We start from the raw sequence: 25,545 nt of genomic DNA, 5'->3' as shown, positions 1-25,545 counted from the left end.
CTCATATATGACGTACGGAGTACGACGCGATGAAGCTAGAGGCGCCGCAAATGTTTCGTCAACGCTTCTGACAAAAGAAGTTCGCGGGACCGGGACATGTGCCGTACACGGATTCCGGTGCGGCGCGGGCGGGCCGTCCGGTGTACGGCATCTGCCCGATGCCCCGTCCGGGCCTCGGCCGCCAGTCTGACTACGTGACAGACACGCAGGTCAGAAGGGTGCGGTGGGTGTGATGGCGGTGGGGCGGGTCCTGCGGGACCGGACGGCGGGACTGTTCCTCGCGGCGGTCGTGGTCTCCGGGTTCGGCAGTTCGGCGATGCGGCTGGCGGCCGGGATCTGGGTCAAGTCGCTGACGGGTTCGGACGCGTTGGCCGCGCTCGCGCTGTTCGCGGTCTGGCTGCCGGTCCTGTTCGGACCGCTGCTCGGCGCGCCGGCCGACCGGCTGCCGCGCAAGCCGCTGCTGGTGGGCACGAACGTCACGCTGACCGTCCTGGTGACGGCCCTGACCACCGTGGACTCGGCGGGGCGCGTGTGGCTGCTGTTCACGGTCCTGGTGCTGTACGGGTCCCTCGCGGCGCTGATGGACTCCGCCGAGTCGGCCGTGGTCGCGGGGGCCGTCGAGCCCGCCCTGCTGGGGGACTTCAACGGCCTCAGGATGACGGCGAACGAGGGCATGAAGCTGGTGGCCCCGCTGACCGGCGCCGGGCTCTACGCCCGTTACGGGGGCGGCGCGGTGGCGCTCCTGGACGCGGTCTCGTTCGCCCTGGCCGCCTGCCTCTACGCGCTGTTGCGGGTACGCCGGACGAGCCGCCCCGGTCCCGCCGCACCGGGCGGCTGGACGGCCGGGCTCCGGCAGCTGTGGGGGTCGCCGGTGCTGCGCCCGCTGGTCCTCGCCGCCTCGGCCACGATGCTGTGCGCCGGGTTCAACGGGGCGACGCTGTACGCCGTCGTGGGCGACGTCCTCGGCCACTCCCCCGCGTACGCCGGTGTGCTGTCGGTCGCGCAGGGCATCGGGTCCGTAGCGGTCGGGCTGCTCGCGGGCCCGCTGATGCGCCGGCTGCCGGGCCGGGTGTTCCCGGCTGCGGGCATCGCCGTGTTCGGTGTCGCGGTGGGTCTGCGGGCCGTGCCGTCCGACGCGGTGGCGCTCATCGCGTGCGCGCTGATCGGGGTGGGCCTGCCGTGCGTGCTGATCGCCGCGCTGACAGCGGTGCAGCGGGAGACGCCGGACGCGCTGCTGGGCCGTACGGCCGCGAGCGCGGACACGCTGATGATGTCGCCCAACGCGGTGGCGCTGGGCATCGGCGCGGGGCTGGTGGCGCGGGTGGACGTCACGGTGCTGCTGCCGGCGGTAAGCGCGGCGGCGGTACTGACGGCGGCGCTGCTGCTCGTGGGCCGGCGGGAGCCGGTGGTTCCCGCCGGCCCACGGGTCACGGCCGAGGAGTGAAGGGGCCCGCAAGGGCGCCGCTCCCGTCTCAGCCGAGGCGTGACAGCGCCCCCGCGACGGCCGCGAGGTCCGGGTCCGAGGCCAGGCCCGCGTGGTACAGGCGCAGCTGGTTCGCGCCGAGCGAGGCGGCGTGGGCGGCGTCCCGCTCCAACGTGTCCGGGCTTCCGCCCATCCCGCGCACCACGGTGAGGTTGGCGGCGACGACCGCGTCGGGAGCGCCCGCGAACGGCCCGAGCACCGCCTCGCGTACCGTGTCCGCCCCGGTGCACGGCAGCACCACCCCGTCCGCCACGGACAGGATGTGGCCGGGGTCGACGCCCACGTTGGCCCCGCAGCGGTACGGGGCGGGGTCGGCGTGCAGCAGCACCTGGAACCCCGGGGCCGCCGCCGCCCGGACCGCGCCGGTCACCGCTTCCTGGAGGCTTAGGGCCACCTCGGCGCGCCACCGCAGGGTGGTGTCCGCGAGATCGGCGCCGAGCAGCTTCCCGACCGTGTCCCAGCCGGCGTCCGGAGCACCGGCCCCGGCCCAGACCGGCTCCAGCGCCCGGCGCACGGCAGCACGCAGCTCCTCGGCGTCGAGGCCCTGCCCCGCGTACCCGGCCCGGCATACCGCGCAGAAGCAGAGCGACATCAGATACTGGGCCGCGTCCCCGAGCCCGACGCCCGTCACCTTGTCGTGGGCGTGCAGATGGGCGAAGCCGTACCAGCCGCAGGACTCCAGCTCGGTGCCCCGGGCCCCGTCGCGCACCGCCGCCTCCGCCGCGAGGTCCACCAGATACGCACGGACCTCCGGCCGGGCGACGCAGGGCGCCCACGGGTAGCGGTCCCCGTAGGCGTTGACCACCGAGGTGTCCGGGTGTTCCGCGCCGAGCCGGGAGTTGTGTGCGAGGACCACCCAGCTGTGCACGTCGAGACCGGCCCCGGCCAGTGCGTCGGCCGCCTCGGCGAAGGGGTCGTCCGAGGGCGTCCACGTCTGCGGGTACGGGCGCAGGGCACGCCCCGCCCAGCGCCCGGCGTCCGGTGGGTAGAGCACCGCCGCGTGCTCGGCGGTGACGATGCGGCGGACCGGGTGGCGCGGGGTGAGCGCCCGGGTCGAGTGGTAGGCGGCGGCGAGCGTCACCTGCTGGACGCCCAGGTCCGCGATGCGGGCGGGGGCGTCGGGGTCCCCGACGACGTCCCAGGGGTAGAGGAAGGCGGACGTCCTCATCCGCGCCGCTCCAGCAGCGCGCGGCCGGCGGCGACGATCTCCGTCAGCTCCTTGATGTGCGCGGCCGTCGGCTCGGTGAGCGGGCTGCGCACCTCCCCGACGTCCAGCCCGTGGAGCCGGACCCCCGCCTTGACCAGGGAGACGGCGTAGCCGCGGCCCCGGGAGCGCAGTTCGACGAGCGGCCGGTAGAACGTGTCCAGCAGCGCGTTGACCAGGGCGTCGTCGCCGGACTCCAGAGCCCGGTAGAAGGCGAGCGCGATGTCCGGGGCGAAGGCGAAGACCGCGGAGGAGTACAGCGTGACGCCGATGCCCCGGTAGGCGAGGCCGGTGAGTTCCGCGGTGGGCAGCCCGTTGAAGTAGAGGAAGTCCTCCCCCGGCAGCCCGGTGCGCACCGCGCTGACGATGCGCTGCATCAGGTCCAGGTCGCCGTAGCCGTCCTTGAGGCCGATGATCCCGGGGGTCCGGGCCAGCGCGAGCACGGTCTCGGGCGTGAAGACGGCGTTGTCCCGCTGGTAGACGATCGTCTCCAGGCCGGTGGCCCCCGCCAGCGCCGTGTAGTGCGCGAGCAGCCCCGCCTGGTCGGCGTGGACGAGGTACGGGGGCATGGCCAGCAGGCCGTCAGCGCCGGCCTCCTCGGCGAGTTCCGCGAACCGGACGGCGAGCGCGGTGCCGTATCCGGCGCCCGCGACGACCGGCACCTGTCCGGCGGTCTCCTCCACCGCGGCGGCGACGACGGTCCGGAACTCCTCCGGCGTCAGCGCGTGGAACTCCCCGGTGCCGCAGGCCGCGAACACCGCCGCCGCGCCTGCGTCGATGCCCTGGCGGACGTGCGCCCGGAAGGCGTCCACGTCGACGGAGCCGGCCGCGTCGTACGCGGTGACGGGGAAGAAGAGCGGCCCGGCAACGGCGGTGAGCCGGGCGGCCAGCGGGTCTGAGCTCACGGGCGCCTCCTGAGGCGTGCGCATCTCTGATTGATGTCCATACTTATGAACGCATCCTAAGCTAGGGTGCGGTGCCGCCGGGGTCAAGGCGATGACCACCCGCGCCCGGCGCAGGCCCTTTCCCCTCGATCCACCGAAGGGCCTGCCGCGCGACCCCCTTGACGCCCCCCGAGCCCCCGCATACCTTGTCCACGCATGTGAACTTGATCCAAGAGGAGACCCGCATGCCCGCCGCCACGCCCCGCACCGTCCTGCTCACCGGCGCCGCCGGCGGCCTCGGCACGCTGATGCGCGCACTGCTGCCCGCCCATGGCTACACCCTGCGCCTGTTCGACATGGTGCCGATCGAGGGCGAGCCGGACGCGATCACCGCCGACCTCGGGGACACGGACGCGCTGCGCGAGGCCGTGGCGGGGGTCGACGCGATCATCCACCTCGCGGGCATCTCCCTGGAAGCCCCCTTCGGCAAGATCCTCAGGGCGAACATCGAGGGCACGTACAACCTGTACGAGGCCGCCCGGGAAGCCGGGGTCCGCCGCATCGTGTTCGCCTCGTCCAACCACGCCGTGGGCTTCACCCCGCGCCCGCTCCCCGGCGACCCGCTGATCCCGGTGGACACCCCCCGCCGCCCCGACACCTTCTACGGCCTCTCGAAGTCGTTCGGCGAGGACCTCGCCCAGCTGTACTGGGACCGGCACGGCATGGAGACGGTGTCCGTCCGCATCGGCTCCTGCTTCCCCGAGCCCACATCCGTACGGATGCTGTCGGTGTGGATGAGCCCCGCCGACGGTGCCCGGCTGTTCGACGCCGCGCTGACCGCCGAGAACGTCGGGCACACCGTCGTCAACGGCTCCTCGGACAACACCCGGCTCTGGTGGGACCTGACCTCCGCCCGCGCGCTGGGCTACGAACCGCGGGACGACTCCGAGCCGTACGCGGCGAAGCTCATCGCGGAACAGGGCGAACTGGACCCGGACAACCCGGACCACGCCCACCTCGGCGGCCACTTCTGCACCAACCCGCCGGTCTGGCCGCACTGAGCACGCGAAAAGCCGTCGTCCCCGCGCACACCGGCGCGGCATGATGCGGGCATGGCGAGACCTTCGGGATTCCGGTACGAGCAGCACGGCGACGCGAGCGTCACCGTCACCCATCACGGCCGCCCGGCGGGCACCCTGCGCGGCGGCCGGGCGCAGAAGTTCCTGGCCGAGGTGGAGGCCGGCGACGCCCAGCTGGTGATGGCCCGCTGGACGGGGGCCTACAAGCACGGCAACGAGCGGACGGCACGCAACCACCCCAGAAACCGGTGACCCGGTCCGCTGCACCCGTACGGAACCAGTGCTTCCGCCGTACGGGCGAACCCGCCGAAAGGTAAGGGAACGGCAAAGCCAAGTCGTTCGTTCATCCGGACATGACCGCTATGACACCTGGCTCGAATCTTCCGCTCACCGCCGTCCGCGTGGCGGTGGACGTCGCAGCGCCCGTGCGGCTCGACGTGTCGGGCCTGCTGCTCGCCGCCGACGGCAAGGTGCGCTCCGACGACGACTTCATCTTCTACAACCAGCCCTCGGGCCCCGGTGTGACCTACCGCTCGGGCGGCGGCGGCGCGCCGGACGCCGTCATTGTGGACACCGCGTCGGTGCCCGCCGGCATCGAGAGGATCGTCGTCACGGCGAGCCCGGACGGCGCCGGTCAGACCTTCCAGGGCGTCGAGCCGACCGCCACCGTGCGCAACGCGGACGACAGCAGCGTGCTCGCGTCCTTCACCCCGCCCCGGCTGGGCGCCGAGACCGCGCTCGTGGTCATCGAGGTCTACCGGCGCGGCGGTGCCTGGAAGGTCCGCGCGGTCGGCCAGGGCTATGCGAACGGGCTGGCGGGCATCGCCACCGACTTCGGCGTCACGGTCGACGAGACCCCCGCCGCGCCCGCGCCGGGGCGGATCAACCTCGACAAGGGCCGGGTCAGCCTCCGGAAGAACGAGACCGTCTCGCTGGTCAAGGCGGGCCGCCCGCTGCTCTCCCAGGTCAAGATGGGCCTCGGCTGGGAGCCCGCGTTCCGCGGCAAGGACATCGACCTGGACGCCTCGGTCATTGCCTACGGGCCGCAGCGCAACCACCTGGACAGCTGCTACTTCGGCAAGCTGTCCATCCTGAACGGCGCGATCAAGCACTCCGGGGACAACCTCACCGGCGAGGGCGAGGGCGACGACGAGGTGATCGTCGTGGACCTGGGCCGGATTCCCGCCGAGGCGACCGGTCTGGTGTTCACGGTCAACTCGTTCACGGGCCAGAAGTTCACCGAGGTGGCCAAGGCCTACTGCCGGCTGGTCGACGCGGCCACCGACGAGGAGCTGGTCCGCTTCGACCTGACCGGGGCCGAGCCGCAGACCGGCGTGATGATGGCCAAGCTGATCAAGCAATTCTCCGGGGAGTGGGAGATGACCGCCATCGGCGACTTCGTGAAGTCGCGGACCGTCCGGGGCATGGTCAAGCCCGCCGCCCAGGCCCTGTAGGACCCCGCCGCAGGACCCCGCACATGGCTCAGGGGCCGTCCGCGCGGCCGGCGGACGGCCCCTGTGACGGCCTCAGAGCTTCGTGAGCTTGGAGTAAGGGCTCATGATGCGCCCCTGACGGCCGGCGAAGTCGATGAGCACCGCCTCGTTGTCGCCCTCGACGGCGAGGACGCGGCCGAGACCGAACTGGTCGTGCGAGACCCGGTCGCCCACGTCGAACAATTCGACCGGTGGGGCCGCCTGGGCCGGGCGGTTGAAGGGACTGGACGGCAGGTGGCGCCGGGAGCCGGCTGACTGTTTCATTGAGTCGAGTATGCGCCCCGGGGCGGCCCGACGCCATGCCCCGCAGTTAACGGTTGGGCTGCCGCTTCCACGGACCGGTGATCGCGACCATGATCCCCGGGGTCTGGATGTTGGCGAAGAGCGTCCTGCCGTCCGGCGAGAACGTGACCCCGGTGAACTCGCTGTACTCCGGCTCCTCGGCGCTGCCGATGTTCAGCTCGTTGCGCGCGATCGGGTAGGTGCGGCCGCTCTCGGTCGCCCCGAAGAGGTGCTGGACGCCCTCCCCGTCCTCGGCGATGACCAGGCCTCCGTACGGCGAGACGGTGATGTTGTCCGGGCCGTCGAAGGCGCCGTCCTTCGACGGGTCCGGGTTGACGCCGAGGAGCACCTTCAGGGTCAGCGTGCGGCGCTTCGGGTCGTAGAACCAGACCTGGCCGTCGTGCTGCACGGGGCTCTCGTCACGGGCGAAGGACGACACGACGTACGCGCCGCCGTCGGCCCACCACATGCCCTCCAGCTTGCGGGCGCGGGTGACCTCACCGTCCGCGAACTGCTTGCGCACCGAGACGGACTTCGCGTCGCGGTCCGGCACGTCCACCCAGTCCACGCCGTACACGGTGCCGGTCTTCGTGGCCCGCGAGAGGTCGTCGACGAACGTGCCGTGCTTGTCGAAGCACTTGAAGGCCTGGAGCACGCCCGCGTCGTCGGCGAGGGTGCGCAGCTTGCCGCGGCCGTGCCGGAAGCCGTGCGGCGGCACCCAGCGGTAGAGCAGGCCGTTGGGGCCCGAGGCGTCCTCGGTGAGGTAGGCGTGGCCCTGCTTGGGGTCGATGACGACCGCCTCGTGCGCGTACCGGCCGAAGGCCTTGATCGGGCGCGGGGAGCGGTTGGCGCGCCGGTCGTACGGGTCGACCTCGAAGACGTAGCCGTGGTCCTTCAGGAGGCCGTTCTTGCCGGCCTTGTCCTCGGTCTCCTCGCAGGTGAGCCAGGTGTCCCACGGGGTGGCGCCGCCGGCGCAGTTGGTGGAGGTGCCGGCGATGCCGACCCACTCGGCGGTGCGGCCGTCGCGGCGGGTCTCGACGACGGTGCAGCCGCCGGCCGCGACCGGGTCGTAGACAAGGCCGTCGGTGAGGGGCACGGGGTGCTCCCAGCCCGCCCGGGTGCCGCTCAGCTCGTGGTTGTTCACCAGCAGCGTCACTCCGCGCGGGCCCTCGAAGGCGGCCGTGCCGTCGTGGTTGGAGGGCGTGTACTCGCCGCTGTCCAGCTTGGTGACGCCGCAGTGCGTGATGATCCGGTACGAGAATCCGGCGGGCAGCGCGAGTATGCCCTTGGGGTCGGAGCGCAGCGGGCCGTAGCCCGGCTCGCGGTGGTGTCCGTGGCCGTGGTCGTCGTGGCCGTGTCCGTGGGGGTCCCCGGCGGCGAGGGCGCCGGGCGCGGTGGCCAGCGCGGCGACGGTTCCGGTGAGGGCGATGCCGGCGCCGGTGAGGGCGGACTGTCTGCTGAATTCCCTGCGCGTGAAGGCCATCACGTACTCCTGGTGCTGCGGGGGCGTGCTGTTGACGGGCTCACCGTTCCGTCCGTTCCCCAACACCAGTTGAACCGGCGACGACTTCGCGGCGCTCCTTTCGGTGAACATCGACGACGGGCGGGCGGCCCGTACCCGGCCGCCCGCCCGTCACCCCGCGCCGAAGTGCCTGCTCAGTCGGTGGAACCGGCGCGCGAGCGTGCCTTGAACGCGGCCTTGCGGGCGTCCTTCGCCTGCTTCTTGTCGCTGTGCAGCCGCCCCATCGCCTCCAGGACGTCCGCCGTCGCCGGGTGGTCGACGCGCCATGCCTCGTCGAAGAAGCCGCTGTGCTGGCCGGACAGGCCCTCGACCAGGCCCTGGAGTTCGTCGAGGTCGCCGTCCGCCTCCAGCTGGGCGGCGATCGTGTCGATGGCCAGCCAGAAGATCATCGTCTCCGAGGGCGCGGGGACGTCGCCCGCACCCCGTTCGGCGAGCCAGACCCGGGCCAGGCCGCCCAGCTCGGGGTCGTCGAGCACCGCGCGCACGGCGGGTTCGGCCTCCGCGCCGACCAGGGCGAGCGCCTGCTGGCAGTGCAGCCGGCGCAGCGGGGCCAACGGGTCCTCGCCCCGTGCGGCGTCCAGGAGTTCGGCGGCGGCGCCGTCGGAGCCCCGGCGCTCCAGCCACAGCTGGATCTCGGCGCGGGCGGCGGCCTCGGGGTAGTGGGCGACGCCGCCGAGGAGCACGTCGGCGCCCTTGTCCGTGAGGTCGCCGATCGCCGGGGCGTCCACCCCGGCCTCCAGCATGCGGGCGCGGATGCCGTAGAGGCCGAGAGGGGTCAGCCGGACCATGCCGTAGCGGGTGACGTCCTCCTCGTCGGCGGGCGGGACGTCCTCCTCGCCCTCCTCGACGAGCAACGCCTCGTCCACCGGGTGGTATTCGACGATGCCGATGGGTTCGAGCACCCGGAACTGGTCGTCCAGACGCATCATCGCGTCCGAGACCTGCTCCAGGACGTCGTCGGTGGGCTCGCCCATGTCGTCGGGGACGATCATCGAGGCGGCGAGCGCGGGCAGCGGCACGGGAGCCCCGTCCGCCCCTTCCCCGACGGTGAGCAGGTAGAGGTTGCCGAGGACCCCGTCCAGGAACTCCGTCTCGGTCTCCGGGTCCCAGTCGAGCGCGTCGAAGTCGATCGAGCCGTCCTCACCGACGAGGTCGGCGAAGTCGTCGAAGGCGGGCGCGGTGGCGTCGGCGTGGGCGGCCTCCAGGCCGTCGAGCCAGATCGCCAGGACGTCCGCCGGTGAACCGCCGGTCAGCAACGCGAGGTTCTCGCCCGCGGTGACGGTCCCCAGCGCCTCATCGGCCCCGGCCTCGTCGTCGTCCTCGTCGAAACCGGCCTCCAGGCCGTCGGTCTCCTGGGCCGGGTCCTCGATGTCGACGAGCCCGGTGTCGACGGCGAGCCGCCAGGCCTCACTGGCCTCCGCCGCGCCGTCCTCGTCCGGGGTGAGGCCCAGGTGCTCGGCGGCGGCGGGCAGCTGCGCATCGACGAGTTCGCCGCCGGCTCCGACCCTGGTGTCCGGGCCGGCCCAGCGGGCGAGCCGTGCGGCACGGGCGAGCAGCGGCGCGGCCAGCGCGTCCCGTGCCAGCTCGGCCTCGGTGTGCAGCCGGACCGGCGGCAGGGTCGGGCGCTCTGCGGACATCAGGGGGTCTCCTCGGAACGTACGGGGTTTCGGCCGCCGGGCCGGATACGGGCCGGGCGGCTCAGGACGTGTGCCGCGGGGCCTTGCCGTCCGCCCGGCGCCCGTGGCGGGGCGGGTGGAACATCCGGAACACGCCCTAAGCGTAGACGCATTTCGCCGCGTGCCGACCGGAATGCGGGCACCGCCCCCGGCGCCCCGGTCCGGGGCGGCTCCCCCGCCGCCGCCGTGCCAGAATCCGGGGCGTGACTCTGCGTACCGCCACCCGCTGCGACCTGCCCGCCGTGCTCGCTCTGCTCGCCGACGAGGAGGCGGTGGTGGATCCCGCGTCGCTCGTCGTCGGTGAGGCGCACGAGAAGGCGTTCGCCGACATCACGGCCGACCCGCGCAACGAGATCCTGGTGCTGGAGGACGGCGGGACGGTGGTGGGCTGTCTTCAGGCCACCTACATCCCGGGGCTCGGCAAGGGCGGCGCGGAGCGGGCGCTGATCGAGGCGGTGCGGATCAGGGCGGACCGCCGGGGCGGCGGCCTGGGGCGGCGGCTGATGGAGCAGGCGGTCGAGCGGGCCCGGCAGCGCGGCTGCGGGCTGGTGCAGCTGACCAGCAACCGGAGCCGGACGGACGCGCACCGCTTCTACGCCTCGCTGGGGTTCACCGCGAGCCACGAGGGCTTCAAGCTCGCCCTCTGAGCGCTCGGGCCGCCCGAGCCCCGGCTCCCGGAACACGATTGAGCGTTGCTTCACCTTCACCCGCAGAAGATCTAAGTAGACCTTCACGGTCCGGCGGGCCGACACTTCAGGAATGACGCCTTCCGCACCTTCGCGCCCGCGCCCCTTCGGCCGCGCCCTCTGCGCCATGATCACCCCGTTCACCGCCGACGACGCCCTCGACCGGGAGGCGGCGGCCGCGCACGCCGCCGCCCTGGTCGCGGGCGGCTGCGACGGGCTGGTGCTCAGCGGTACGACCGGCGAGTCCCCGACCACGTCCGACGCGGAGAAGGCGGACCTGCTGCGCGTGGTGCGCGAGGCGGTCGGCCCGGCCGTGCCGCTGGTCGCGGGCGTCGGCACCTCGGACACCCGGCACACGATCGAGCTGGCGCGCCAGGCCGAACGGGCGGGCGCGGACGGGCTCCTGGTGGTGACCCCGTACTACAGCAGGCCCCCGCAGGCGGCCGTGGAGGCGCACTTCCGCCGCATCGCCGACGCGGCGGGCCTGCCCGTGATGCTGTACGACATCCCCGGCCGCACCGGCACCCGCATCGAGCCGGAGACCATGCTGCGGCTGGCGGAGCACCCGCGCATCGTCGCGGTGAAGGACTGCGCGCAGGACCTGCTGGCGGCGACGCGGGTGATCGCGGCCGGCGGGCTCGCCTACTACTCGGGCTGCGAGGAGCTGAACCTGCCGCTGTACGCGCTGGGCGGCGCGGGGTACGTCAGCACGGTCGCCAACGTGGTGCCGGGCCGGATGCGGGCGGTGCTGGACGCCTTCGACGCCGGGGACACCGACGGGGCCGCCCGGCTGAACGCGCGGCTGGCCCCGCTGACCGCGCTGATGATGGCGTCCGGGCTGCCCGGCACGGTCACGGCGAAGGCGCTGCTGGCCGCGGGGCCGGTGCGCGAACCGCTGCAGCCCGCCGGGCGCGAGGCGTCCGACGGGCTGCGTGCGGCGTACGAGGAACTGCTTGTCCCCGCTTAGGGCCTGTCCGGCCTCAGTCGTTGCTGTGCAGGACGTCGTTGAGGCCGTCCCAGACCGCGTTGTTCGGGCGGGCCTCGACGGTGCCGGTGACCGAGTTGCGGCGGAAGAGGATGTTCGAGGCCCCGGAGAGCTCGCGGGCCTTGACCACCTGGCCGTCCGGCATGGTGACGCGCGTGCCGGCGGTGACGTAGAGACCGGCCTCGACGACGCACTCGTCGCCGAGCGCGATGCCGACCCCGGCCTCCGCGCCGACCAGGCAGCGCTCGCCGATCACGATGCGCTCCTTGCCGCCGCCGGAGAGCATGCCCATCGTGGAGGCGCCGCCGCCGATGTCCGAGCCGTCACCGATGACGACGCCGGCGGAGATGCGGCCCTCGACCATGGACGTGCCGAGCGTGCCGGCGTTGAAGTTGACGAAGCCCTCGTGCATGACGGTCGTGCCGGAGGCGAGGTGCGCGCCGAGGCGCACCCGGTCGGCGTCGGCGATCCGCACGCCCTTCGGCGCCACGTAGTCCGTCATGCGCGGGAACTTGTCCACGGAGGTGACCTGGAGGTGCAGGCCCTCGGCGCGGGCGTTGAGCCGCACCTTCTCCAGGTCGTCGACGGCCACCGGGCCGAGCGCGGTCCAGGCGACGTTGGCGAGGTGGCCGAAGATGCCGTCCAGGTTCTGCCCGTGCGGCTGGACCAGGCGGTGCGAGAGCAGGTGCAGGCGCAGGTAGACGTCGTGGGCGTCGAGCGGCTTGTCGTCGAGCGAGGCGATGACCGTGCGCACGGCGACGACCTCGACCCCGCGGCGGGCGTCCACGCCGATGGCCTTGGCGGCGCCCTCGCCGAGCAGGTTGACGGCCTGGTCGGGGTCGAGCCGCTCGGTTCCGGCGGGGCCGGGCTCGGCGGTGAGCTCGGGGGCGGGGAACCAGGTGTCGAGGACGGAACCGTCGCCGGCGATGGTGGCGAGGCCGGCGGCGACGGCGCCGGTGGTGCGGGTGGAAGTCGTGTCGGTCATGACCAGAAACCTAACCGGAGCGGGGCCGCGCGGGCGAACCGGTCTCAGCGTCCGGGCGTCGCGCCGCCGGCACCGGCACGGGGGACACGGGCAGCCGCCGCGCGGCGAGCACCGCGCAGCCCGCCAGACACGCCAGCACCGCACAGGCGGGCCAGAGCAGTGCGGGGGCGGTGGCGTAGAGGGCGCCGCCCAGCGGCGGGGCGAGGACCTGGCCGCTGATGGAGGCGCCCGCGTACAGGCTCTGGAAGCGGCCCTGCGCGTGTGCGGGGGCCTGGTCGGCGACGTACGCCGTGGCGGTGGTCTTGTACAGGATCTCGCCGAGGGTCAGGGAGACCATCATCAGGACGGCGAAGGCGGCCCCGTCCCCGGGGATCAGCAGCGCGTACCCGGCCCCGACCAGCAGCAGCCCGGTACCGACGATGCCCAGCGGCGCACGGGCGCGCAGGGCGTGGGCGGCGGGCAGTTCCAGGCAGAGGATGACCCCGCCGTTGACGGCGATGAGCCAGCCGTAGAAGGCGGTGCCGTGGCCGTGGTCCGCGAGGAAGACCGGCAGGGTGGAGTACTGCTGGCGGTATACGAGGTCCACGCAGACGATCGCGGCGAGCAGCACCGGCACGGCGGGCCTGGCCCGCAGTTCGCGCCACAGCCCCGGCGCGCCGGGCGGCGGGGGCGCGGGGCGGGAGTGCGCGGTGCCCCGGGCGGGGAGGATGCGGGCCGCGTAGCAGGCGAGGAGCAGGGTGCCCACGCCGTCGAGGAGGAACAGCCAGTCGTACGAGAAACGGGCGGCGATCAGGGCGCCCACGGGCGGTCCGACGGTGAAGCCGCCGTTGGAGGCGAAGCGGGTCAGCGCGAAGCTCTGGCGCCGGCCGCCCCCGGGCACGGAGACGGCCACCAGCGCGGAGTTCGCGGCGCGCACCACGCCGGTGGCGTACTGGGCGAGCGGCAGGACCGCGTACAGGGCGGGGAGCGGCAGCACCGGCAGGGCGACGAGCACGGCGCCGCCGGCGCAGGAGCCGAGCAGCAGCATCCGGCGGTGCCCGTAGCGGTCGCCGAACCAGCCGCCGGTGAAGTTGCCCGCGACCAGCCCGATGCCGCCGATGCCGGTGAGCAGCCCGGCCTGGGGGACGGTGAGCCCGCGCGGGCCCGTCAGATAGACGAAGAGGTAGACGAAGGTGAAGCTCACCATCGCGTTGAAGAACGCCCCGAGGGCGAGCAGCCGCACTGTGCGCGGAACGCCCGTCAGCATCCCCATCCGAAGCACCCTCCCCCAGCGGAACCCCGAGTGAGTTCCTTTTGGAAACTGACTATGGCAGCATGCATTCCGCAGGTCAACGTGGCCGATGGAGTTCAATGGCAGCCCCGGACGATCGAGGAGGCCCCATGCCCCAGCGCATCAGCCAGGCCGACGCGGACTGCGCCATCGCGCAGGCGCTCGACGTGGTCGGCGACTGGTGGACCCTGCTGATCGTGCGGGACACCGCACGCGGGGTGCACCGGTTCGACGCGCTCCAGCGGGAACTGGGCGTCTCCCGGAAGGTCCTCACGGAACGGCTGCGGCTGCTGGTCGACGCGGGGGTCCTGACCCGCGAGCCGTACCAGGAGCGGCCGGTGCGGTACGAGTACCGGCTGACCCCGCGCGGCCGCGCCCTGCTGCCGGTACTGATCGCGCTCCAGGACTGGGGCGACGCGTGGGTGATGGGAGACGGGGAGGCGATGGCGACCACGGAGGAGTCCTCACGGGAGGCCGCGCGGGTGCACGCACTGCGCGGCACCCGGGTGCCGGAACTGACCCTGGCCCGGAGCACCGGCGGCAGCCAGGACCCGGTGGCCGGCACCCCGTACACCGTCCTGTACTTCTTCCCCGGGGCCTACGCCCGCCAGGAGTCCTATCCGCCCGGCTGGTCCGGCATCCCCGGAGCCCGCGGCTGCACGCTCGAATCGTGCACCTACCGCGACCGGCTGGCGGACTTCACGGCGGCGGGCGCGAGCGTGCACGGCGTCTCCACGCAACGCCCCGACGAACAGCAGGCGTTCGCCGAGGCCGAGCGGCTGCGCTTCCCGCTCCTGTCGGACGCCGACCTGGAACTGACCGCCGCACTGCGCCTGCCGACGTTCCGCGCCGGCGGAGTCGTCCGCGCCAAGCGGCTGACCCTGGTGGTGGACCGGGAGCGCACGGTCCGCGAGGTGCTGTACCCGGTCACGGACATCGAGGACAGCGTGCGGACCGCCCTGGCGGCGGTGCGGGAGGCCGACGGCCGCTGACCGCGCCGGACGCCCTCAGCCGGCGACTCGGCCCAGCATCTCGCGGGCGTACGCCTCGTCGTACTCGCCGCCGGTGAGGAGCACCTGGAGACAGATGCCGTCCATCAGGGCGACCAGCGCCCGCGCGGTTCCCGGGCCGGTGCGCGGCTGCAGCAGGGCGGCGGTGGCGTCGGTCCACTCGGCGGCGACCGGGCGCAGGGCGGGCCTGCGCAGGGCGGCGAGGTACAGCTCGTACTCCAGCTCGGCCCGGCCGCGGCCGCCGGCGAAGAACCGCCCCAGCAGCCGGGCCAGTTCGGCCGCGAGGTCGGCGTCCGGGTCCGCCAGAGCCCGGCTCCCGCGCAGGACGGCGGCGAAGTTCTCGTTGGTCCGGCGCAGGGCGGCGGTCAGCAGCTCGTCGAGCGAGGCGAAGTGGTACGTCGTCGAGCCGAGCGGCACGTCGGCCTCGGCGGCGACGGAGCGGTGGCTGAGCCCGGCGATGCCCCGCTCGCCGACCACCCGGATCGCCGCGTCGATGATCCGGGAGCGCCGCTCGGGGTCGTACCGCCGTGCCATCAGTGCGCCCCGCCCAGGTTGAGCACCACCACACCGGCGATGACCAGCAGCACCCCCGCCACCTTCAGCGGGCCGGCGGACTCCCCCAGGAACACCATGCCGATGAGGGCGACGGCGGCGGTGCCGACGCCCGCCCAGATCGCGTAGGCGGTGCCCACCGACAGGGTCTTCAGGGTCCGGGCCAGCAGGGAGAAGGCCAGCAGATAGCCGGCGACGGTGATCAGCGAGGGCCACAGCCGGGTGAATCCCTCGCTGTACTTCATGGCGGTCGTCCCCGCCACCTCCGCCGCTATGGCCGCGGCGAGCAGTCCGTATCCCATGTGTACAAGTGTACGCAACGGCTGCCCGCGCACGGCCGGAGTCATCGGAATCCCGGGGCGCTACCGTGGTCCGTCCAGTACATGATCGACGGACCGACGGAGCAGCAGTGACGCAGGACGCAGGGTGGGGCGGCGGGGCCTACGGAGGCACGCCGTACGGGGGACCCGTCCGGGTGGGGCGGCTGGGGCGGCGGCTGGATGGCACCCAAGCCGGGGGTGATACCTCTGGGGCCGCTGGGCGTCGGGGAGATATTCGGCGGCGCGTTCTCCACCCTGGGCCGCTACGGCAAGCAGCTGCTCGCGGTGGGCGCGGCCCTCTACGGCGGGGCGCTGCTCGTGGTGGGCGCGGCGGTCGCCGTCGCGTACTCGGCCGTCTCGGACCATCTGGACCGGCTGTTCGCACTGAACGGGGACGAGGACCCGGCCTCGCGGGACCTGGTCCCGGTGCTCATCGCCTTCGGCGTGGTCGCGCTGCTCGCGATCCTCTCGATGGTGGTGGCCTCGGCCGTGGTCTACTCCGCGGTTCCGGCGGTCCTCCAGGAAGCGGTGCTGGGCCGGCCGACGACGTTCTCCGTGGTCTGGCGGCGGGCCTGGGCGCGAATGCCCGCGGTGGTCGGCGCGCTCCTGCTGACCGGGCTGATCACGATGGTGCCGATGCTGCTGGCCGTCGGCGCTCTCACCGCGGGCATCATCGGCGCGGTCGCCATGGACAGCGACGGCTCGGTGGCCCTGGTCCTGGCGGGCGTGGTCTGCTTCCTCGGCTTCGTCCCGGTGGCCACCTGGCTCTGGGTGAAGTTCTCGCTCGCCCCTTCGGCCGTCGTCCTGGAGGACCAGGGCCCGGTGGCCTCGCTCCGCCGCTCGGCCACGCTGATGCGCGGCGCCTGGTGGCGGGTCTTCGGGGTGACCCTGCTGGCGGGCGTCCTCGCCGCCGTGGCGAGCTACGTCATCCAGATCCCGTTCACCTTCCTCGGCATGTTCACCGGCATGATCGGCTCCGTCGGCCTCGGCGAGGACCCGAGCCCCGCCGCGATCCTCACCGCGATGAGCGGATACCTGGTGCTGATGCTGCTCGGTCAGCTGGTGAGCCAGCTGGTCGTGGCGGTGTTCCCGCCGCTGGTGACCGGCCTGCTCTACGTGGACCGGCGCATCCGCACCGAGAACCTGGGCCCGGTGCTCGCCGAGGCAGCCGCCGTACCGCCGCAGTACACGGCGTAGCGGCCGGGCTCAGTCGGTGAGCGTCTTCTTCGGGCGCAGGACGCAGAACTCGTTGCCCTCGGGGTCGGTCAGTACCACCCAGGTCGCGTCCGGCGTCTGGCCGACATCGGCGCGCCGGGCACCGAGCCCGATCAGACGCTCGACCTCGGCGTCCCGGTCGTCCGGGGAGAGGTCGATGTGCAGCCGGTTCTTGACCGCCTTGTCCTCCGGCACGGACAGGAAGCACATCCCGGGCAGTGCCGTCTCGTCGGCGCCGATGACGATCTCGTCCTCGTCCTCGTAGAGGACCCGCCAGTCCAGGGCCGCACTCCAGAAGCGGGCCTGGGCGGGCAGGTCGTGGGCGTCGACGGTGAGCTGGTAGAAGCGCAGGGTCATGACCCGAGTCTGCCAGGCGACGGCCGCCGGCGGGGCACTACGCCGAACGGCCCCGGCGGATGCCGGGGCCGTTCCTGCGCGTACGGGGTACGCGGACGCTCAGACGTTGAAGCCCAGCGCGCGCAGCTGCTCGCGGCCGTCGTCCGTGATCTTGTCGGGGCCCCACGGGGGCATCCAGACCCAGTTGATCCGGAGTTCGCTGACGATGCCGTCCGTCGCGGACTTCGCCTGGTCCTCGATGACATCGGTCAGCGGACAGGCCGCGGACGTCAGGGTCATGTCGAGGGTGGCGATGTTGGCGTCGTCGATGTGGATGCCGTAGATCAGCCCCAGGTTGACGACGTCGATGCCCAGCTCGGGGTCGACCACGTCGTACAGCGCTTCGCGGACCTCCTCCTCGGAGGCCGGCTTGGTCGTCACGGTCTCGTTGTCGCTCATGCGGTCTTCCCTTCGGACAGCGCCTGCGCCGTCGCGTCCTTCCACGCCATCCAGCTCAGCAGCGCGCACTTGACCCGGGCCGGGTACTTGGAGACACCGGCGAACGCGATCGCGTCCTCCAGCACCTCCTCCATCGCGTCGTCGGGCTCCAGCTGCCCCTTCGACTGCATCAGCTCCAGGAACGCGGCCTGGATCTTCTGCGCCTCGCCCAGTTCCTTGCCGACCAGCAGCTCGTTCAGTACGGAGGCGCTGGCCTGGCTGATGGAGCAGCCCTGGCCCTCGTAGCTCACATCGGCGATGGTCTCGCCCTCGTACCGCACCCGCAACGTGATCTCGTCACCGCACGTCGGATTGACGTGATGCACCTCGGCGTCGCCGTCCCGCAGGCCGCGCCCGTGGGGGTGCTTGTAGTGGTCCAGGATCACTTCCTGGTACATGGAGTCAAGCTTCACGAGTCAATCCCCAGCCGCTCTAACCGAAAAAGTTCCGGACGTGTTCCAGGCCGTCCACCAGGGCGTCGACCTCGGCGGGCGTGGAGTACAGATAGAACGACGCTCGCGTCGTCGCAGGAATTCCGTACCGCAGGCAGACCGGGCGGGCGCAGTGGTGGCCGACCCGGACCGCGATGCCCTGCTCGTCCAGCACCTGCCCCACGTCGTGCGGGTGGATGTCGCCGAGCGTGAAGGAGATCGTCGCGCCGCGGTCCTCCGCGGTGGCCGGGCCGATGATCCTGAGGTCCGGCACCTCCAGGAGCCGCTTCACCGCGTAGGCGGTGATGGCCTGCTCATGGCGGTGGATGTTCTCCATGCCGATCGCCGAGAGGTAGTCCACGGCCGCGCCGAGGCCGACGGCCTGGGCGATCGGGGGCGTACCGGCCTCGAACTTGTGCGGCGCGGGGGCGTAGGTCGAGGAGTGCATCGACACGGTCTCGATCATCTCGCCGCCGCCGAGGAACGGGGGCAGGTCCTCCAGGAGTTCCTGCCGTCCCCAGAGCACGCCGATGCCGGTCGGGCCGACCATCTTGTGACCGGTGAAGGCCACGAAGTCGGCCTGGAGCGCCTGCACGTCGAGCACCATGTGCGGGGCCGCCTGGGAGGCGTCGACGCAGACGAGCGCACCGACCTCCTGGGCGCGGCGGACGATCTGCTCGACCGGGTTGTGGGTGCCCATGATGTTCGAGACCAGCGTGAAGGAGACGATCTTCGTCTTCTCGGTGATGATCTCGTCGATGTTGGACAGGTCCAGCCGGCCGTCGTCGGTGATGCCGAACCACTTCAGCTTCGCGCCCGTGCGCTGCGAGAGCAGCTGCCAGGGAACGATGTTGGAGTGGTGCTCCATCTCCGTGGTGACGATCTCGGTCTCGTGGTCGACCCGGTAGGGCTCGTCGGCCCAGCCGAGCATATTGGCCACAAGGTTGAGCGACTCCGAGGCGTTCTTGGTGAAGATGACCTCGTCGCGGCTGGGCGCGTTGATGAACGCGGCGACCTTGTCACGGGCGCCCTCGTACAGCGCCGTGGCCTCCTCCGCGATCGTGTACACGCCCCGGTGCACGTTGGCGTTGTGCCGCTCGTAGTACGCGTTGAGGGCGTCGAGAACCTGGCGCGGCTTCTGCGAGGTCGCGGCACTGTCCAGGTAGACGATCTTCTTCCCGTCGTGGACCGTGCGGTCCAGCAGGGGGAAGTCCTTGCGGATCGCCTCGGTGTCGAGGAGGCCCGGCAGCTGTGTCACGCGGAAGCGCCACCCTTCACGTATGCCTCGTAGCCCTCGTTCTCCAGCTTGTCGGCCAGCTCGGCGCCACCGGACTCGGCGATCCGGCCGTTGGCGAACACGTGCACGAAGTCGGGCTTGATGTACCGGAGGATCCGGGTGTAGTGCGTGATCAGCAGGGTGCCGACCTCGCCGGTCTCGCGGACCCGGTTGACGCCCTCGGAGACGATGCGCAGCGCGTCGACGTCCAGACCGGAGTCGGTCTCGTCGAGGATGGCGACCTTCGGCTTGAGGAGCTCCAGCTGAAGGATCTCGTGGCGCTTCTTCTCACCGCCGGAGAAGCCCTCGTTGACGTTGCGCTCGGCGAAGGACGGGTCCATCTGGAGGCCGGCCATCGTCTCCTTGACCTCCTTCACCCAGGTACGCAGCTTGGGGGCCTCGCCGCGGACGGCGGTGGCGGAGGTGCGCAGGAAGTTGGAGACCGAGACACCGGGGATCTCGACCGGGTACTGCATGGCGAGGAACAGGCCGGCGCGGGCCCGCTCGTCGACGGACATCTCCAGGACGTCCTCGCCGTCCAGAGTGACCGTGCCACTGGTGATCGTGTACTTGGGGTGGCCTGCGAGGGAGTACGCGAGGGTGGACTTGCCGGACCCGTTGGGGCCCATGATGGCGTGGGTCTCGCCCTGCTTCACGGTCAGGTCGACGCCCTTGAGGATCTCCTTCGTGGCGTTGTCGGCCTCGACGGAAACGTGCAGGTCGCGGATTTCAAGCGTTGCCATGGGTGACTCAGGACTCCTGGGTGACGGAGACGAGCACATCGTCCCCTTCGATCTTGACGGGGTATACGGGGACGGGGCGCGTCGCGGGAAGACCGGACGGCTTGCCGGTGCGGAGGTCGAAGCTGGAACCGTGCAGCCAGCACTCGATCGAGCAGTCCTCGACCTCGCCCTCGGACAGCGAGACGTTCGCGTGCGAGCAGATGTCGTTGATCGCGAACACCTCGCCCTCGGTGCGGACGACGGAGACCGGCGTGCCGTCGAGCTCCACCCGCTTGGGGGTGTCGTCCTCCAGCTCGCTCAGCGCGCAGGCTTTCACGAAGGCCATCAGACCGACGCCTCCAGCTCGGCCTCGATCTTGTCGAGCAGCCGGGCCTCGACGTCGGGCAGACCGATCTGCTGGACCAGCTCGGCGAAGAAGCCGCGCACGACGAGGCGGCGGGCCTCCTCGGCCGGGATGCCGCGCGACTGGAGGTAGAACAGCTGCTCGTCGTCGAAGCGGCCGGTCGCCGAGGCGTGGCCGGCACCGACGATCTCGCCGGTCTCGATCTCCAGGTTCGGCACCGAGTCGACCCGCGCACCGTCGGTCAGGACCAGGTTGCGGTTCATCTCGTAGGTGTCGGTGCCCTCGGCGGCCGCCTGGATGAGCACGTCGCCGATCCACACCGCGTGCGCGTCGTCGCCCTGGAGCGCGCCCTTGTAGGCCACGTTGGACTTGCAGTGCGGGGTGTTGTGGTCGACCAGGAGGCGGTGCTCCTGGTGCTGGCCCTTGTCGGTGAAGTAGAGGCCGAACAGCTCGGCCTCGCCACCGGTGCCCGCGTACGCGATCCGGGGGTGCAGCCGGACCACGTCACCGCCGAAGGTGACGACGACGGACTTGAACGAGGCGTCCCGGCCGACCAGCGCGTTGTGCTGGCCGACGTGGACGGCGCGCTCGTCCCAGTCCTGCACGGAGACGACGGTCAGCTTGGCACCGTCACCCAGGACGTAGTCCACGTTGGCGGCGAGCACCGCGTCACCGGTGTGGTCGATGACGACGACGGCCTCGGCGAAGGCACCCAGCTCCACGACCTGGTGGCCGTAAGCGACACCGCCCTCGCCGTGGACGGCGATCCGGATCGGCTCGGTGAGCACGGCCTCCTTGGGGACCGTGACGACGTGGGCCTGCTCGAAGGACGAGTAGGCCTGCGCGGCCACCCGGTCGACCGGCTTGCCGGCCTTGCCCAGCCGGGCGTCGTCGCGGCCGACGGTCTCGACCACGACGCCCTCGGGGGCCTCGATGGCGACCTTTACACCGCTGCCGGTCGCGGCGGCGGTGCCGTCGTGCAGGCCGCGCAGCCGCGCCAGCGGGGTGAACCGCCACTCCTCCTCGCGGCCGTGCGGGACGGGGAAGTCCGCGACGTCGAAGGACGGGGGTGCGCTCATGCGGGTGGCGACGGTCGACTCCGCGGCCACCGCGATGGAACCGGCGGTGGTGGACCCCGCGGGGATGTTCTGAGCCTCAGCCATGGCTGTCGTAGTGCTCGCTTTCTCAGTCAAGAACTCTTCAGGACGCGTTCGGCGGCGTACTAGCCGACCGAACCCTCCATCTGCAGCTCGATCAGCCGGTTGAGCTCCAGGGCGTACTCCATCGGGAGCTCCTTGGCGATCGGCTCGACGAAGCCGCGCACGATCATCGCCATGGCCTCGAACTCGGTCATGCCGCGGCTCATCAGGTAGAAGAGCTGGTCCTCGGAGACCTTGGAGACGGTCGCCTCGTGGCCCATCGACACGTCGTCCTCGCGGACGTCGACGTACGGGTACGTGTCGGACCGGGAGATCGTGTCGACGAGCAGCGCGTCGCACAGGACGTTGGACTTCGCGCCCGGCGCGCCCTCACCGATCTCGATCAGACCGCGGTAGGAGGTGCGGCCGCCGCCTCGCGCCACCGACTTGGAGACGATGTTGGACGAGGTGTTCGGGGCCATGTGGACCATCTTGGCGCCGGCGTCCTGGTGCTGGCCCTCGCCCGCGAAGGCGATGGACAGGGTCTCGCCCTTGGCGTGCTCGCCCATCAGGTAGACGGCCGGGTACTTCATGGTGACCTTGGAGCCGATGTTGCCGTCGACCCACTCCATGGTCGCGCCCTCGTAGGCCACGGCGCGCTTGGTGACCAGGTTGTAGACGTTGTTCGACCAGTTCTGGATCGTCGTGTAGCGGCAGCGGCCGCCCTTCTTCACGATGATCTCGACGACCGCGGAGTGCAGCGAGTCGGAGGAGTAGATCGGGGCGGTGCAGCCCTCGACGTAGTGGACGTAGGCGTCCTCGTCGACGATGATCAGCGTCCGCTCGAACTGGCCCATGTTCTCCGTGTTGATACGGAAGTAGGCCTGGAGCGGGATGTCCACGTGGACACCCTTGGGCACGTAGATGAAGGACCCGCCGGACCACACGGCCGTGTTCAGCGACGCGAACTTGTTGTCGCCGACCGGGATGACGGTGCCGAAGTACTCCTTGAAGAGCTCCTCGTGCTCCTTCAGCGCGGTGTCGGTGTCGACGAAGATGACGCCCTGCTCCTCCAGGTCCTCGCGGATCTGGTGGTAGACGACCTCGGACTCGTACTGCGCGGCGACACCGGCGACGAGGCGCTGCTTCTCCGCCTCCGGGATGCCGAGCTTGTCGTACGTGTTCTTGATGTCCTCGGGCAGGTCGTCCCAGGAGGCCGCCTGCTTCTCCGTCGAACGCACGAAGTACTTGATGTTGTCGAAGTCGATGCCCGAGAGGTCCGAGCCCCAGTTCGGCATCGGCTTCTTGCCGAAGAGCTTGAGGCCCTTGAGCCGCAGCTTCAGCATCCACTCGGGCTCGTTCTTCTTCTCCGAGATGTCGCGGACGACGGCCTCGGAGAGGCCGCGCTTGGCCGCCGCGCCTGCCGCGTCGGAGTCGGCCCAGCCGAATTCGTACGTGCCCAGGCCCTCGAGCTCAGGGTGGGCAGTCTCCGTGGGGAGCGTCATGCGGGGTTCCTCCCGGCCGTGCTTGCAGATGCTGAATCGGTGGTCTGTGGGGTGGGGTGTCCGCTGCGCGGAATGTACGTCGTGCACACCCCGTCGCCGTGGGCGATGGTGGCCAGACGCTGCACATGGGTCCCCAGGAGGCTGGAGAAGATCTCCGTCTCCGCCTCGCACAGCTGCGGGTACTGCTCGGCGACATGGGCGACCGGGCAGTGGTGCTGGCACAGCTGCTCACCCTGCTGCGGGCCCGGCGCGCTGCGCGCCGTAGCAGCGTACCCGTCGGCGGACAGCGCCTTGGCCAGCGCCTCCGTACGGGCTTCGGGCTCCGCGGCCTCGATCGCCGCGCGGTAGGCCGCCGACTGCTCGGCGGTCCTGGCACGGGCGAACGCCATGACCGCCTCGTCGCCCGCGGTCTCGGCGATCCAGCGCAGGGCGTCGGCGGCAAGCGAGTCGTAGGACTGGTCGAAGGCGTCCCGGCCGCAGTCGGTGAGGGCGAACACCTTGGCCGGACGGCCCCGGGTCCGCGCCCCGTACACCCGCTGGTCGCGGGCCTCGACGACACCGTCGCAGGCGAGGGCGTCGAGATGGCGGCGGACGGCCGCCTGGGTGAGACCCAGGCGCTTCGCCAGGTCGGCGACCGTGGACGGGCCGTGGTCCAGGATGGAGCGCGCGACCCGGTTGCGCGTCGAGCGCTCACCGGTCGCGAGTTCCTCCTGAGGAGCCTCGCCCACGTATTTCACAACGCCATTGTTGCGTAATTCATCCGCCCCTGACAACCACGGTCCGAAACGATCAACGGTGCTTTCCATCACTTAGGGTTACCTAATCAAGCCCCGGGACCGGGGTGCGCCGGACGGCTGCCTACACTCGTTTGCCATGAACAGCGAGCCCCGCCCGGCCGTCCGGATCAGCGGCCTGGTGAAGCGGTACGGCGACAAGACCGCGGTGGACGGCCTCGACCTGGAGATCCCGGCCGGCGCGGTCACCGCCGTCCTCGGCCCCAACGGCGCCGGCAAGACCACCACCATCGAGACCTGCGAGGGCTACCGCCGCCCGGACGGCGGGACGGTCCGGGTCCTGGGCCTCGACCCCGTCGCCGACGCCGCGCGGCTGCGCCCCAGGATCGGCGTGATGCTCCAGTCGGGCGGGATCTACTCCGGCGCCCGCGCCGACGAGATGCTCCGCCACATGGCCAAGCTGCACGCCCACCCGCTGGACGTCGACGCGCTGATCGAACGCCTCGGCCTCGGCTCCTGCGGCCGCACCACCTACCGCAGGCTCTCCGGCGGCCAGCAGCAGCGGCTCGCCCTGGCCATGGCCGTCGTCGGCCGGCCCGAGCTGGTCTTCCTGGACGAGCCCACCGCGGGCCTCGACCCGCAGGCCCGCCGCTCCACCTGGGACCTCGTCCGGGAACTGCGCGCCGACGGTGTGAGCACCGTGCTCACCACCCACTTCATGGACGAGGCCGAGGAGCTGGCCGACGAGGTCGCCGTCATCGACGCCGGCCGGATCGTCGCCCAGGGCTCCCCCGAGGCCCTGTGCCGGGGCGGCGCCGAGAACACCCTGCGCTTCACCGGCCGCCCCGGGCTCGACCTCGGCTCGCTGCTCAAGGCACTTCCCGACGGCACCCTGGCCGACGAGCTGAGCACCGGCGCGTACCGCATCACCGGCGACATCGACCCCCAGCTGCTGGCCACCGTGACCTCCTGGTGCGCGCAGCACGGCGTGATGCCCTCCGGCATCTCCGTGGAGCGCCACACCCTGGAGGACGTCTTCCTCGAACTGACCGGCAAGGAGCTGCGCGCATGAGCGCCGGTACGTACACCCCCCGGCCGGGCGCCGCCCCGCTGCCGCGCATGATCGCCGCGCAGACCGCGCTGGAGACGCGGATGCTGCTGCGCAACGGCGAGCAGCTCCTGCTGACCGTGGTCATCCCGACGCTGCTGCTCGTGCTGTTCAGCTCGGTCGACATCGTGGACACCGGCTCGGGCGAGCCGGTCGACTTCCTGACGCCGGGCGTGCTGGCGCTGGCGGTGATGTCGACGGCCTTCACCGGCCAGGCCATCGCCACCGGTTTCGAGCGGCGCTACGGGGTACTCAAGCGCCTCGGCGCCTCCCCGCTGCCGCGCTGGGGCCTGATGACCGCGAAGACGCTGGCCGTGCTGGTGACCGAGGTCCTCCAGGTGGTCCTGCTGACGGTGATCGCGTTCGCGCTGGGCTGGTCGCCGCAGGGCAGTCCGCTCGCGGTGCTGCTGCTCCTGGTGCTGGGGACGGCCGCGTTCTCCGGGCTCGGGCTGCTGATGGCCGGGACGCTGAAGGCGGAGGCGACGCTGGCCGCCGCCAACCTGGTCTTCCTGCTGCTGCTGGTGGGCGGCGGGGTGATCGTGCCGCTGGAGAAGTTCCCGGACGCGGTGCAGTCGGTGCTGGGGCTGCTGCCGATCGCGGCCCTCTCGGACGGGCTGCGGGACGTGCTCCAGCTCGGGGCCGGGATGCCGTGGGGCGATCTGGGCATCCTCGCGGTATGGGCGGTGCTGGGGCTCGGCGCGGCGGCCCGGTTCTTCCGCTGGGAGTGAGCCGGCGGACGCGTTCCGTTGCCGTTTGGAGCAACTCGTCCCCCTCGTGAAAGCTTGC

The 25,545-nt window shown here is 71.9% G+C and carries 28 protein-coding genes; 10 read left to right on the top strand and 18 right to left on the bottom strand.

Annotated features, from left to right (window positions below; all coding sequences use genetic code 11):
• Positions 1-232 precede the first annotated feature (232 nt).
• Positions 233-1,444 carry an MFS transporter gene (locus EAO73_RS21085; RefSeq protein ID WP_147973577.1) on the top strand — a complete coding sequence of 404 codons (1,212 nt, stop codon included), beginning with the start codon at positions 233-235 and terminating at the stop codon, positions 1,442-1,444.
• Positions 1,445-1,472: 28 nt separating this feature from the next.
• Here the strand turns inward: EAO73_RS21085 and EAO73_RS21080 are convergent, their stop codons facing one another.
• Positions 1,473-2,651, bottom strand: coding sequence for a hypothetical protein (locus tag EAO73_RS21080; protein WP_147973041.1), 1,179 nt, complete (start codon positions 2,649-2,651; stop codon positions 1,473-1,475).
• The gene (locus tag EAO73_RS21075; protein ID WP_147973040.1) at positions 2,648-3,592 is read right to left on the bottom strand and encodes a 5-dehydro-4-deoxyglucarate dehydratase; all 945 of its coding nucleotides are present in this window, start codon (positions 3,590-3,592) and stop codon (positions 2,648-2,650) included. Before EAO73_RS21075 ends, EAO73_RS21080 begins: the two co-directional genes overlap by 4 nt.
• 224 nt (positions 3,593-3,816) lie before the next feature.
• On the opposite strand from EAO73_RS21075, the gene EAO73_RS21070 reads away from it, so the two are divergent.
• The 3 genes from EAO73_RS21070 to EAO73_RS21060 all read left to right on the top strand — a co-directional run bounded on the left by EAO73_RS21070 (position 3,817) and on the right by EAO73_RS21060 (position 6,104).
• The gene (locus EAO73_RS21070) at positions 3,817-4,632 is read left to right on the top strand and encodes an NAD-dependent epimerase/dehydratase family protein (RefSeq protein WP_147973039.1); all 816 of its coding nucleotides are present in this window, start codon (positions 3,817-3,819) and stop codon (positions 4,630-4,632) included.
• A gap of 51 nt (positions 4,633-4,683) precedes the next feature.
• The gene (locus EAO73_RS21065) at positions 4,684-4,902 is read left to right on the top strand and encodes a hypothetical protein (protein WP_147973038.1); all 219 of its coding nucleotides are present in this window, start codon (positions 4,684-4,686) and stop codon (positions 4,900-4,902) included.
• Between the two features lie 101 nt (positions 4,903-5,003).
• The gene (locus EAO73_RS21060; RefSeq protein ID WP_147973037.1) at positions 5,004-6,104 is read left to right on the top strand and encodes a TerD family protein; all 1,101 of its coding nucleotides are present in this window, start codon (positions 5,004-5,006) and stop codon (positions 6,102-6,104) included.
• 72 nt (positions 6,105-6,176) lie between these two features.
• On the opposite strand, the gene EAO73_RS21055 is transcribed toward EAO73_RS21060, so the two are convergent.
• From EAO73_RS21055 to EAO73_RS21045, 3 genes are all read right to left on the bottom strand, one after another.
• Positions 6,177-6,407, bottom strand: a complete 231-nt coding sequence (locus tag EAO73_RS21055; RefSeq protein WP_147973036.1) for a CarD family transcriptional regulator — start codon at positions 6,405-6,407, stop codon at positions 6,177-6,179.
• 46 nt (positions 6,408-6,453) lie between these two features.
• Positions 6,454-7,908: an alkaline phosphatase PhoX gene (locus tag EAO73_RS21050; RefSeq protein WP_147973035.1), complete on the bottom strand. Its 1,455-nt coding sequence runs from the start codon at positions 7,906-7,908 to the stop codon at positions 6,454-6,456.
• Between the two features lie 173 nt (positions 7,909-8,081).
• Positions 8,082-9,584 (bottom strand): hypothetical protein, encoded by a 1,503-nt coding sequence (locus tag EAO73_RS21045; protein ID WP_147973034.1) that lies wholly within the window; start codon positions 9,582-9,584, stop codon positions 8,082-8,084.
• A gap of 242 nt (positions 9,585-9,826) precedes the next feature.
• Here EAO73_RS21045 and EAO73_RS21040 point away from each other — a divergent pair, with 242 nt between their 5' ends.
• Together EAO73_RS21040 and dapA are read left to right on the top strand one after the other, a co-directional pair.
• Positions 9,827-10,270 (top strand): GNAT family N-acetyltransferase, encoded by a 444-nt coding sequence (locus EAO73_RS21040; protein ID WP_147973033.1) that lies wholly within the window; start codon positions 9,827-9,829, stop codon positions 10,268-10,270.
• Positions 10,271-10,382: 112 nt separating this feature from the next.
• Positions 10,383-11,276, top strand: coding sequence for a 4-hydroxy-tetrahydrodipicolinate synthase (gene dapA / locus EAO73_RS21035; protein WP_147973032.1), 894 nt, complete (start codon positions 10,383-10,385; stop codon positions 11,274-11,276).
• 13 nt (positions 11,277-11,289) lie between these two features.
• On the opposite strand, the gene dapD is transcribed toward dapA, so the two are convergent.
• Complete coding sequence (gene dapD / locus EAO73_RS21030; RefSeq protein ID WP_147973031.1) at positions 11,290-12,279, bottom strand: 2,3,4,5-tetrahydropyridine-2,6-dicarboxylate N-succinyltransferase; 990 nt, start codon at positions 12,277-12,279, stop codon at positions 11,290-11,292.
• Positions 12,280-12,289: 10 nt separating this feature from the next.
• Entirely contained in the window at positions 12,290-13,531 is a 1,242-nt protein-coding gene (locus EAO73_RS21025; RefSeq protein WP_147973030.1) for an MFS transporter, read from the bottom strand.
• Between the two features lie 128 nt (positions 13,532-13,659).
• Between EAO73_RS21025 and EAO73_RS21020 the strand changes: the two genes are divergently transcribed.
• Positions 13,660-14,541, top strand: coding sequence for a winged helix-turn-helix transcriptional regulator (locus tag EAO73_RS21020; RefSeq protein ID WP_147973029.1), 882 nt, complete (start codon positions 13,660-13,662; stop codon positions 14,539-14,541).
• Positions 14,542-14,556: 15 nt separating this feature from the next.
• On the opposite strand, the gene EAO73_RS21015 is transcribed toward EAO73_RS21020, so the two are convergent.
• Together EAO73_RS21015 and EAO73_RS21010 are read right to left on the bottom strand one after the other, a co-directional pair.
• On the bottom strand, positions 14,557-15,093 hold the full coding sequence (locus tag EAO73_RS21015; RefSeq protein WP_147973028.1) for a TetR/AcrR family transcriptional regulator: 537 nt from the start codon (positions 15,091-15,093) through the stop codon (positions 14,557-14,559).
• Positions 15,093-15,413, bottom strand: a complete 321-nt coding sequence (locus tag EAO73_RS21010; protein WP_147973027.1) for a DMT family transporter — start codon at positions 15,411-15,413, stop codon at positions 15,093-15,095. The genes EAO73_RS21015 and EAO73_RS21010 overlap by 1 nt, the downstream gene beginning before the upstream one ends.
• Positions 15,414-15,611: 198 nt before the next feature.
• Here EAO73_RS21010 and EAO73_RS21005 point away from each other — a divergent pair, with 198 nt between their 5' ends.
• Complete coding sequence (locus EAO73_RS21005; protein WP_191134158.1) at positions 15,612-16,628, top strand: hypothetical protein; 1,017 nt, start codon at positions 15,612-15,614, stop codon at positions 16,626-16,628.
• Positions 16,629-16,637: 9 nt separating this feature from the next.
• On the opposite strand, the gene EAO73_RS21000 is transcribed toward EAO73_RS21005, so the two are convergent.
• The 9 genes from EAO73_RS21000 to EAO73_RS20960 all read right to left on the bottom strand — a co-directional run bounded on the left by EAO73_RS21000 (position 16,638) and on the right by EAO73_RS20960 (position 23,654).
• Positions 16,638-17,003, bottom strand: coding sequence for a VOC family protein (locus tag EAO73_RS21000; RefSeq protein WP_147973026.1), 366 nt, complete (start codon positions 17,001-17,003; stop codon positions 16,638-16,640).
• A gap of 99 nt (positions 17,004-17,102) precedes the next feature.
• On the bottom strand, positions 17,103-17,441 hold the full coding sequence (locus EAO73_RS20995) for a metal-sulfur cluster assembly factor (RefSeq protein WP_147973025.1): 339 nt from the start codon (positions 17,439-17,441) through the stop codon (positions 17,103-17,105).
• Positions 17,438-17,893, bottom strand: coding sequence for a Fe-S cluster assembly sulfur transfer protein SufU (gene sufU, locus EAO73_RS20990; protein WP_147973024.1), 456 nt, complete (start codon positions 17,891-17,893; stop codon positions 17,438-17,440). Before sufU ends, EAO73_RS20995 begins: the two co-directional genes overlap by 4 nt.
• Positions 17,894-17,912: 19 nt before the next feature.
• A complete protein-coding gene (locus EAO73_RS20985) occupies positions 17,913-19,169 on the bottom strand; it encodes a cysteine desulfurase (protein ID WP_147973023.1) in 1,257 nt (418 codons plus the stop codon).
• Positions 19,166-19,930, bottom strand: a complete 765-nt coding sequence (gene sufC, locus EAO73_RS20980) for a Fe-S cluster assembly ATPase SufC (protein WP_147973022.1) — start codon at positions 19,928-19,930, stop codon at positions 19,166-19,168. The genes EAO73_RS20985 and sufC overlap by 4 nt, the downstream gene beginning before the upstream one ends.
• Before the next feature lie 7 nt (positions 19,931-19,937).
• Positions 19,938-20,255, bottom strand: a complete 318-nt coding sequence (locus tag EAO73_RS20975; RefSeq protein WP_018555702.1) for a bifunctional 3-phenylpropionate/cinnamic acid dioxygenase ferredoxin subunit — start codon at positions 20,253-20,255, stop codon at positions 19,938-19,940.
• A complete protein-coding gene (gene sufD, locus EAO73_RS20970; RefSeq protein ID WP_147973021.1) occupies positions 20,255-21,436 on the bottom strand; it encodes a Fe-S cluster assembly protein SufD in 1,182 nt (393 codons plus the stop codon). The genes EAO73_RS20975 and sufD overlap by 1 nt, the downstream gene beginning before the upstream one ends.
• Before the next feature lie 59 nt (positions 21,437-21,495).
• Entirely contained in the window at positions 21,496-22,917 is a 1,422-nt protein-coding gene (sufB, locus tag EAO73_RS20965) for a Fe-S cluster assembly protein SufB (RefSeq protein ID WP_018104622.1), read from the bottom strand.
• The gene (locus tag EAO73_RS20960; RefSeq protein WP_147973020.1) at positions 22,914-23,654 is read right to left on the bottom strand and encodes a helix-turn-helix transcriptional regulator; all 741 of its coding nucleotides are present in this window, start codon (positions 23,652-23,654) and stop codon (positions 22,914-22,916) included. The genes sufB and EAO73_RS20960 overlap by 4 nt, the downstream gene beginning before the upstream one ends.
• Before the next feature lie 136 nt (positions 23,655-23,790).
• On the opposite strand from EAO73_RS20960, the gene EAO73_RS20955 reads away from it, so the two are divergent.
• The gene (locus EAO73_RS20955) at positions 23,791-24,723 is read left to right on the top strand and encodes an ABC transporter ATP-binding protein (RefSeq protein ID WP_147973019.1); all 933 of its coding nucleotides are present in this window, start codon (positions 23,791-23,793) and stop codon (positions 24,721-24,723) included.
• Complete coding sequence (locus tag EAO73_RS20950) at positions 24,720-25,487, top strand: ABC transporter permease (RefSeq protein ID WP_147973018.1); 768 nt, start codon at positions 24,720-24,722, stop codon at positions 25,485-25,487. The genes EAO73_RS20955 and EAO73_RS20950 overlap by 4 nt, the downstream gene beginning before the upstream one ends.
• Positions 25,488-25,545 lie beyond the last annotated feature (58 nt).

The organism is Streptomyces sp. col6 (genome assembly GCF_008042035.1).
Classification (GTDB): Bacteria; Actinomycetota; Actinomycetes; order Streptomycetales; family Streptomycetaceae; genus Streptomyces.
The sequence above is the reverse complement of the archived record's forward strand: the minus strand, read 5'-3'. Positions and strand labels throughout refer to the sequence as shown.

Excerpts from the sequence above, each read along its gene's own strand:
- sufB (WP_018104622.1), bottom strand. The coding sequence starts at position 22,917 with ATGACGCTCCCCACGGAGACTGCCCACCCTGAGCTCGAGGGCCTGGGC.
- EAO73_RS21080 (WP_147973041.1), bottom strand. The coding sequence starts at position 2,651 with ATGAGGACGTCCGCCTTCCTCTACCCCTGGGACGTCGTCGGGGACCCC.
- EAO73_RS21065 (WP_147973038.1), top strand. The coding sequence starts at position 4,684 with ATGGCGAGACCTTCGGGATTCCGGTACGAGCAGCACGGCGACGCGAGC.
- sufC (WP_147973022.1), bottom strand. The coding sequence starts at position 19,930 with ATGGCAACGCTTGAAATCCGCGACCTGCACGTTTCCGTCGAGGCCGAC.
- EAO73_RS21015 (WP_147973028.1), bottom strand. The coding sequence starts at position 15,093 with ATGGCACGGCGGTACGACCCCGAGCGGCGCTCCCGGATCATCGACGCG.
- EAO73_RS21070 (WP_147973039.1), top strand. The coding sequence starts at position 3,817 with ATGCCCGCCGCCACGCCCCGCACCGTCCTGCTCACCGGCGCCGCCGGC.
- EAO73_RS21060 (WP_147973037.1), top strand. The coding sequence starts at position 5,004 with ATGACCGCTATGACACCTGGCTCGAATCTTCCGCTCACCGCCGTCCGC.
- EAO73_RS21010 (WP_147973027.1), bottom strand. The coding sequence starts at position 15,413 with ATGGGATACGGACTGCTCGCCGCGGCCATAGCGGCGGAGGTGGCGGGG.
- EAO73_RS20975 (WP_018555702.1), bottom strand. The coding sequence starts at position 20,255 with ATGGCCTTCGTGAAAGCCTGCGCGCTGAGCGAGCTGGAGGACGACACC.
- EAO73_RS21005 (WP_191134158.1), top strand. The coding sequence starts at position 15,612 with ATGGCACCCAAGCCGGGGGTGATACCTCTGGGGCCGCTGGGCGTCGGG.
- dapA (WP_147973032.1), top strand. The coding sequence starts at position 10,383 with ATGACGCCTTCCGCACCTTCGCGCCCGCGCCCCTTCGGCCGCGCCCTC.
- EAO73_RS20995 (WP_147973025.1), bottom strand. The coding sequence starts at position 17,441 with ATGAGCGACAACGAGACCGTGACGACCAAGCCGGCCTCCGAGGAGGAG.
- EAO73_RS21025 (WP_147973030.1), bottom strand. The coding sequence starts at position 13,531 with ATGGGGATGCTGACGGGCGTTCCGCGCACAGTGCGGCTGCTCGCCCTC.
- EAO73_RS21020 (WP_147973029.1), top strand. The coding sequence starts at position 13,660 with ATGCCCCAGCGCATCAGCCAGGCCGACGCGGACTGCGCCATCGCGCAG.
- EAO73_RS21000 (WP_147973026.1), bottom strand. The coding sequence starts at position 17,003 with ATGACCCTGCGCTTCTACCAGCTCACCGTCGACGCCCACGACCTGCCC.
- EAO73_RS20955 (WP_147973019.1), top strand. The coding sequence starts at position 23,791 with ATGAACAGCGAGCCCCGCCCGGCCGTCCGGATCAGCGGCCTGGTGAAG.
- EAO73_RS21055 (WP_147973036.1), bottom strand. The coding sequence starts at position 6,407 with ATGAAACAGTCAGCCGGCTCCCGGCGCCACCTGCCGTCCAGTCCCTTC.
- EAO73_RS21050 (WP_147973035.1), bottom strand. The coding sequence starts at position 7,908 with ATGGCCTTCACGCGCAGGGAATTCAGCAGACAGTCCGCCCTCACCGGC.
- EAO73_RS20950 (WP_147973018.1), top strand. The coding sequence starts at position 24,720 with ATGAGCGCCGGTACGTACACCCCCCGGCCGGGCGCCGCCCCGCTGCCG.
- sufD (WP_147973021.1), bottom strand. The coding sequence starts at position 21,436 with ATGGCTGAGGCTCAGAACATCCCCGCGGGGTCCACCACCGCCGGTTCC.
- EAO73_RS21085 (WP_147973577.1), top strand. The coding sequence starts at position 233 with ATGGCGGTGGGGCGGGTCCTGCGGGACCGGACGGCGGGACTGTTCCTC.
- dapD (WP_147973031.1), bottom strand. The coding sequence starts at position 12,279 with ATGACCGACACGACTTCCACCCGCACCACCGGCGCCGTCGCCGCCGGC.
- EAO73_RS21045 (WP_147973034.1), bottom strand. The coding sequence starts at position 9,584 with ATGTCCGCAGAGCGCCCGACCCTGCCGCCGGTCCGGCTGCACACCGAG.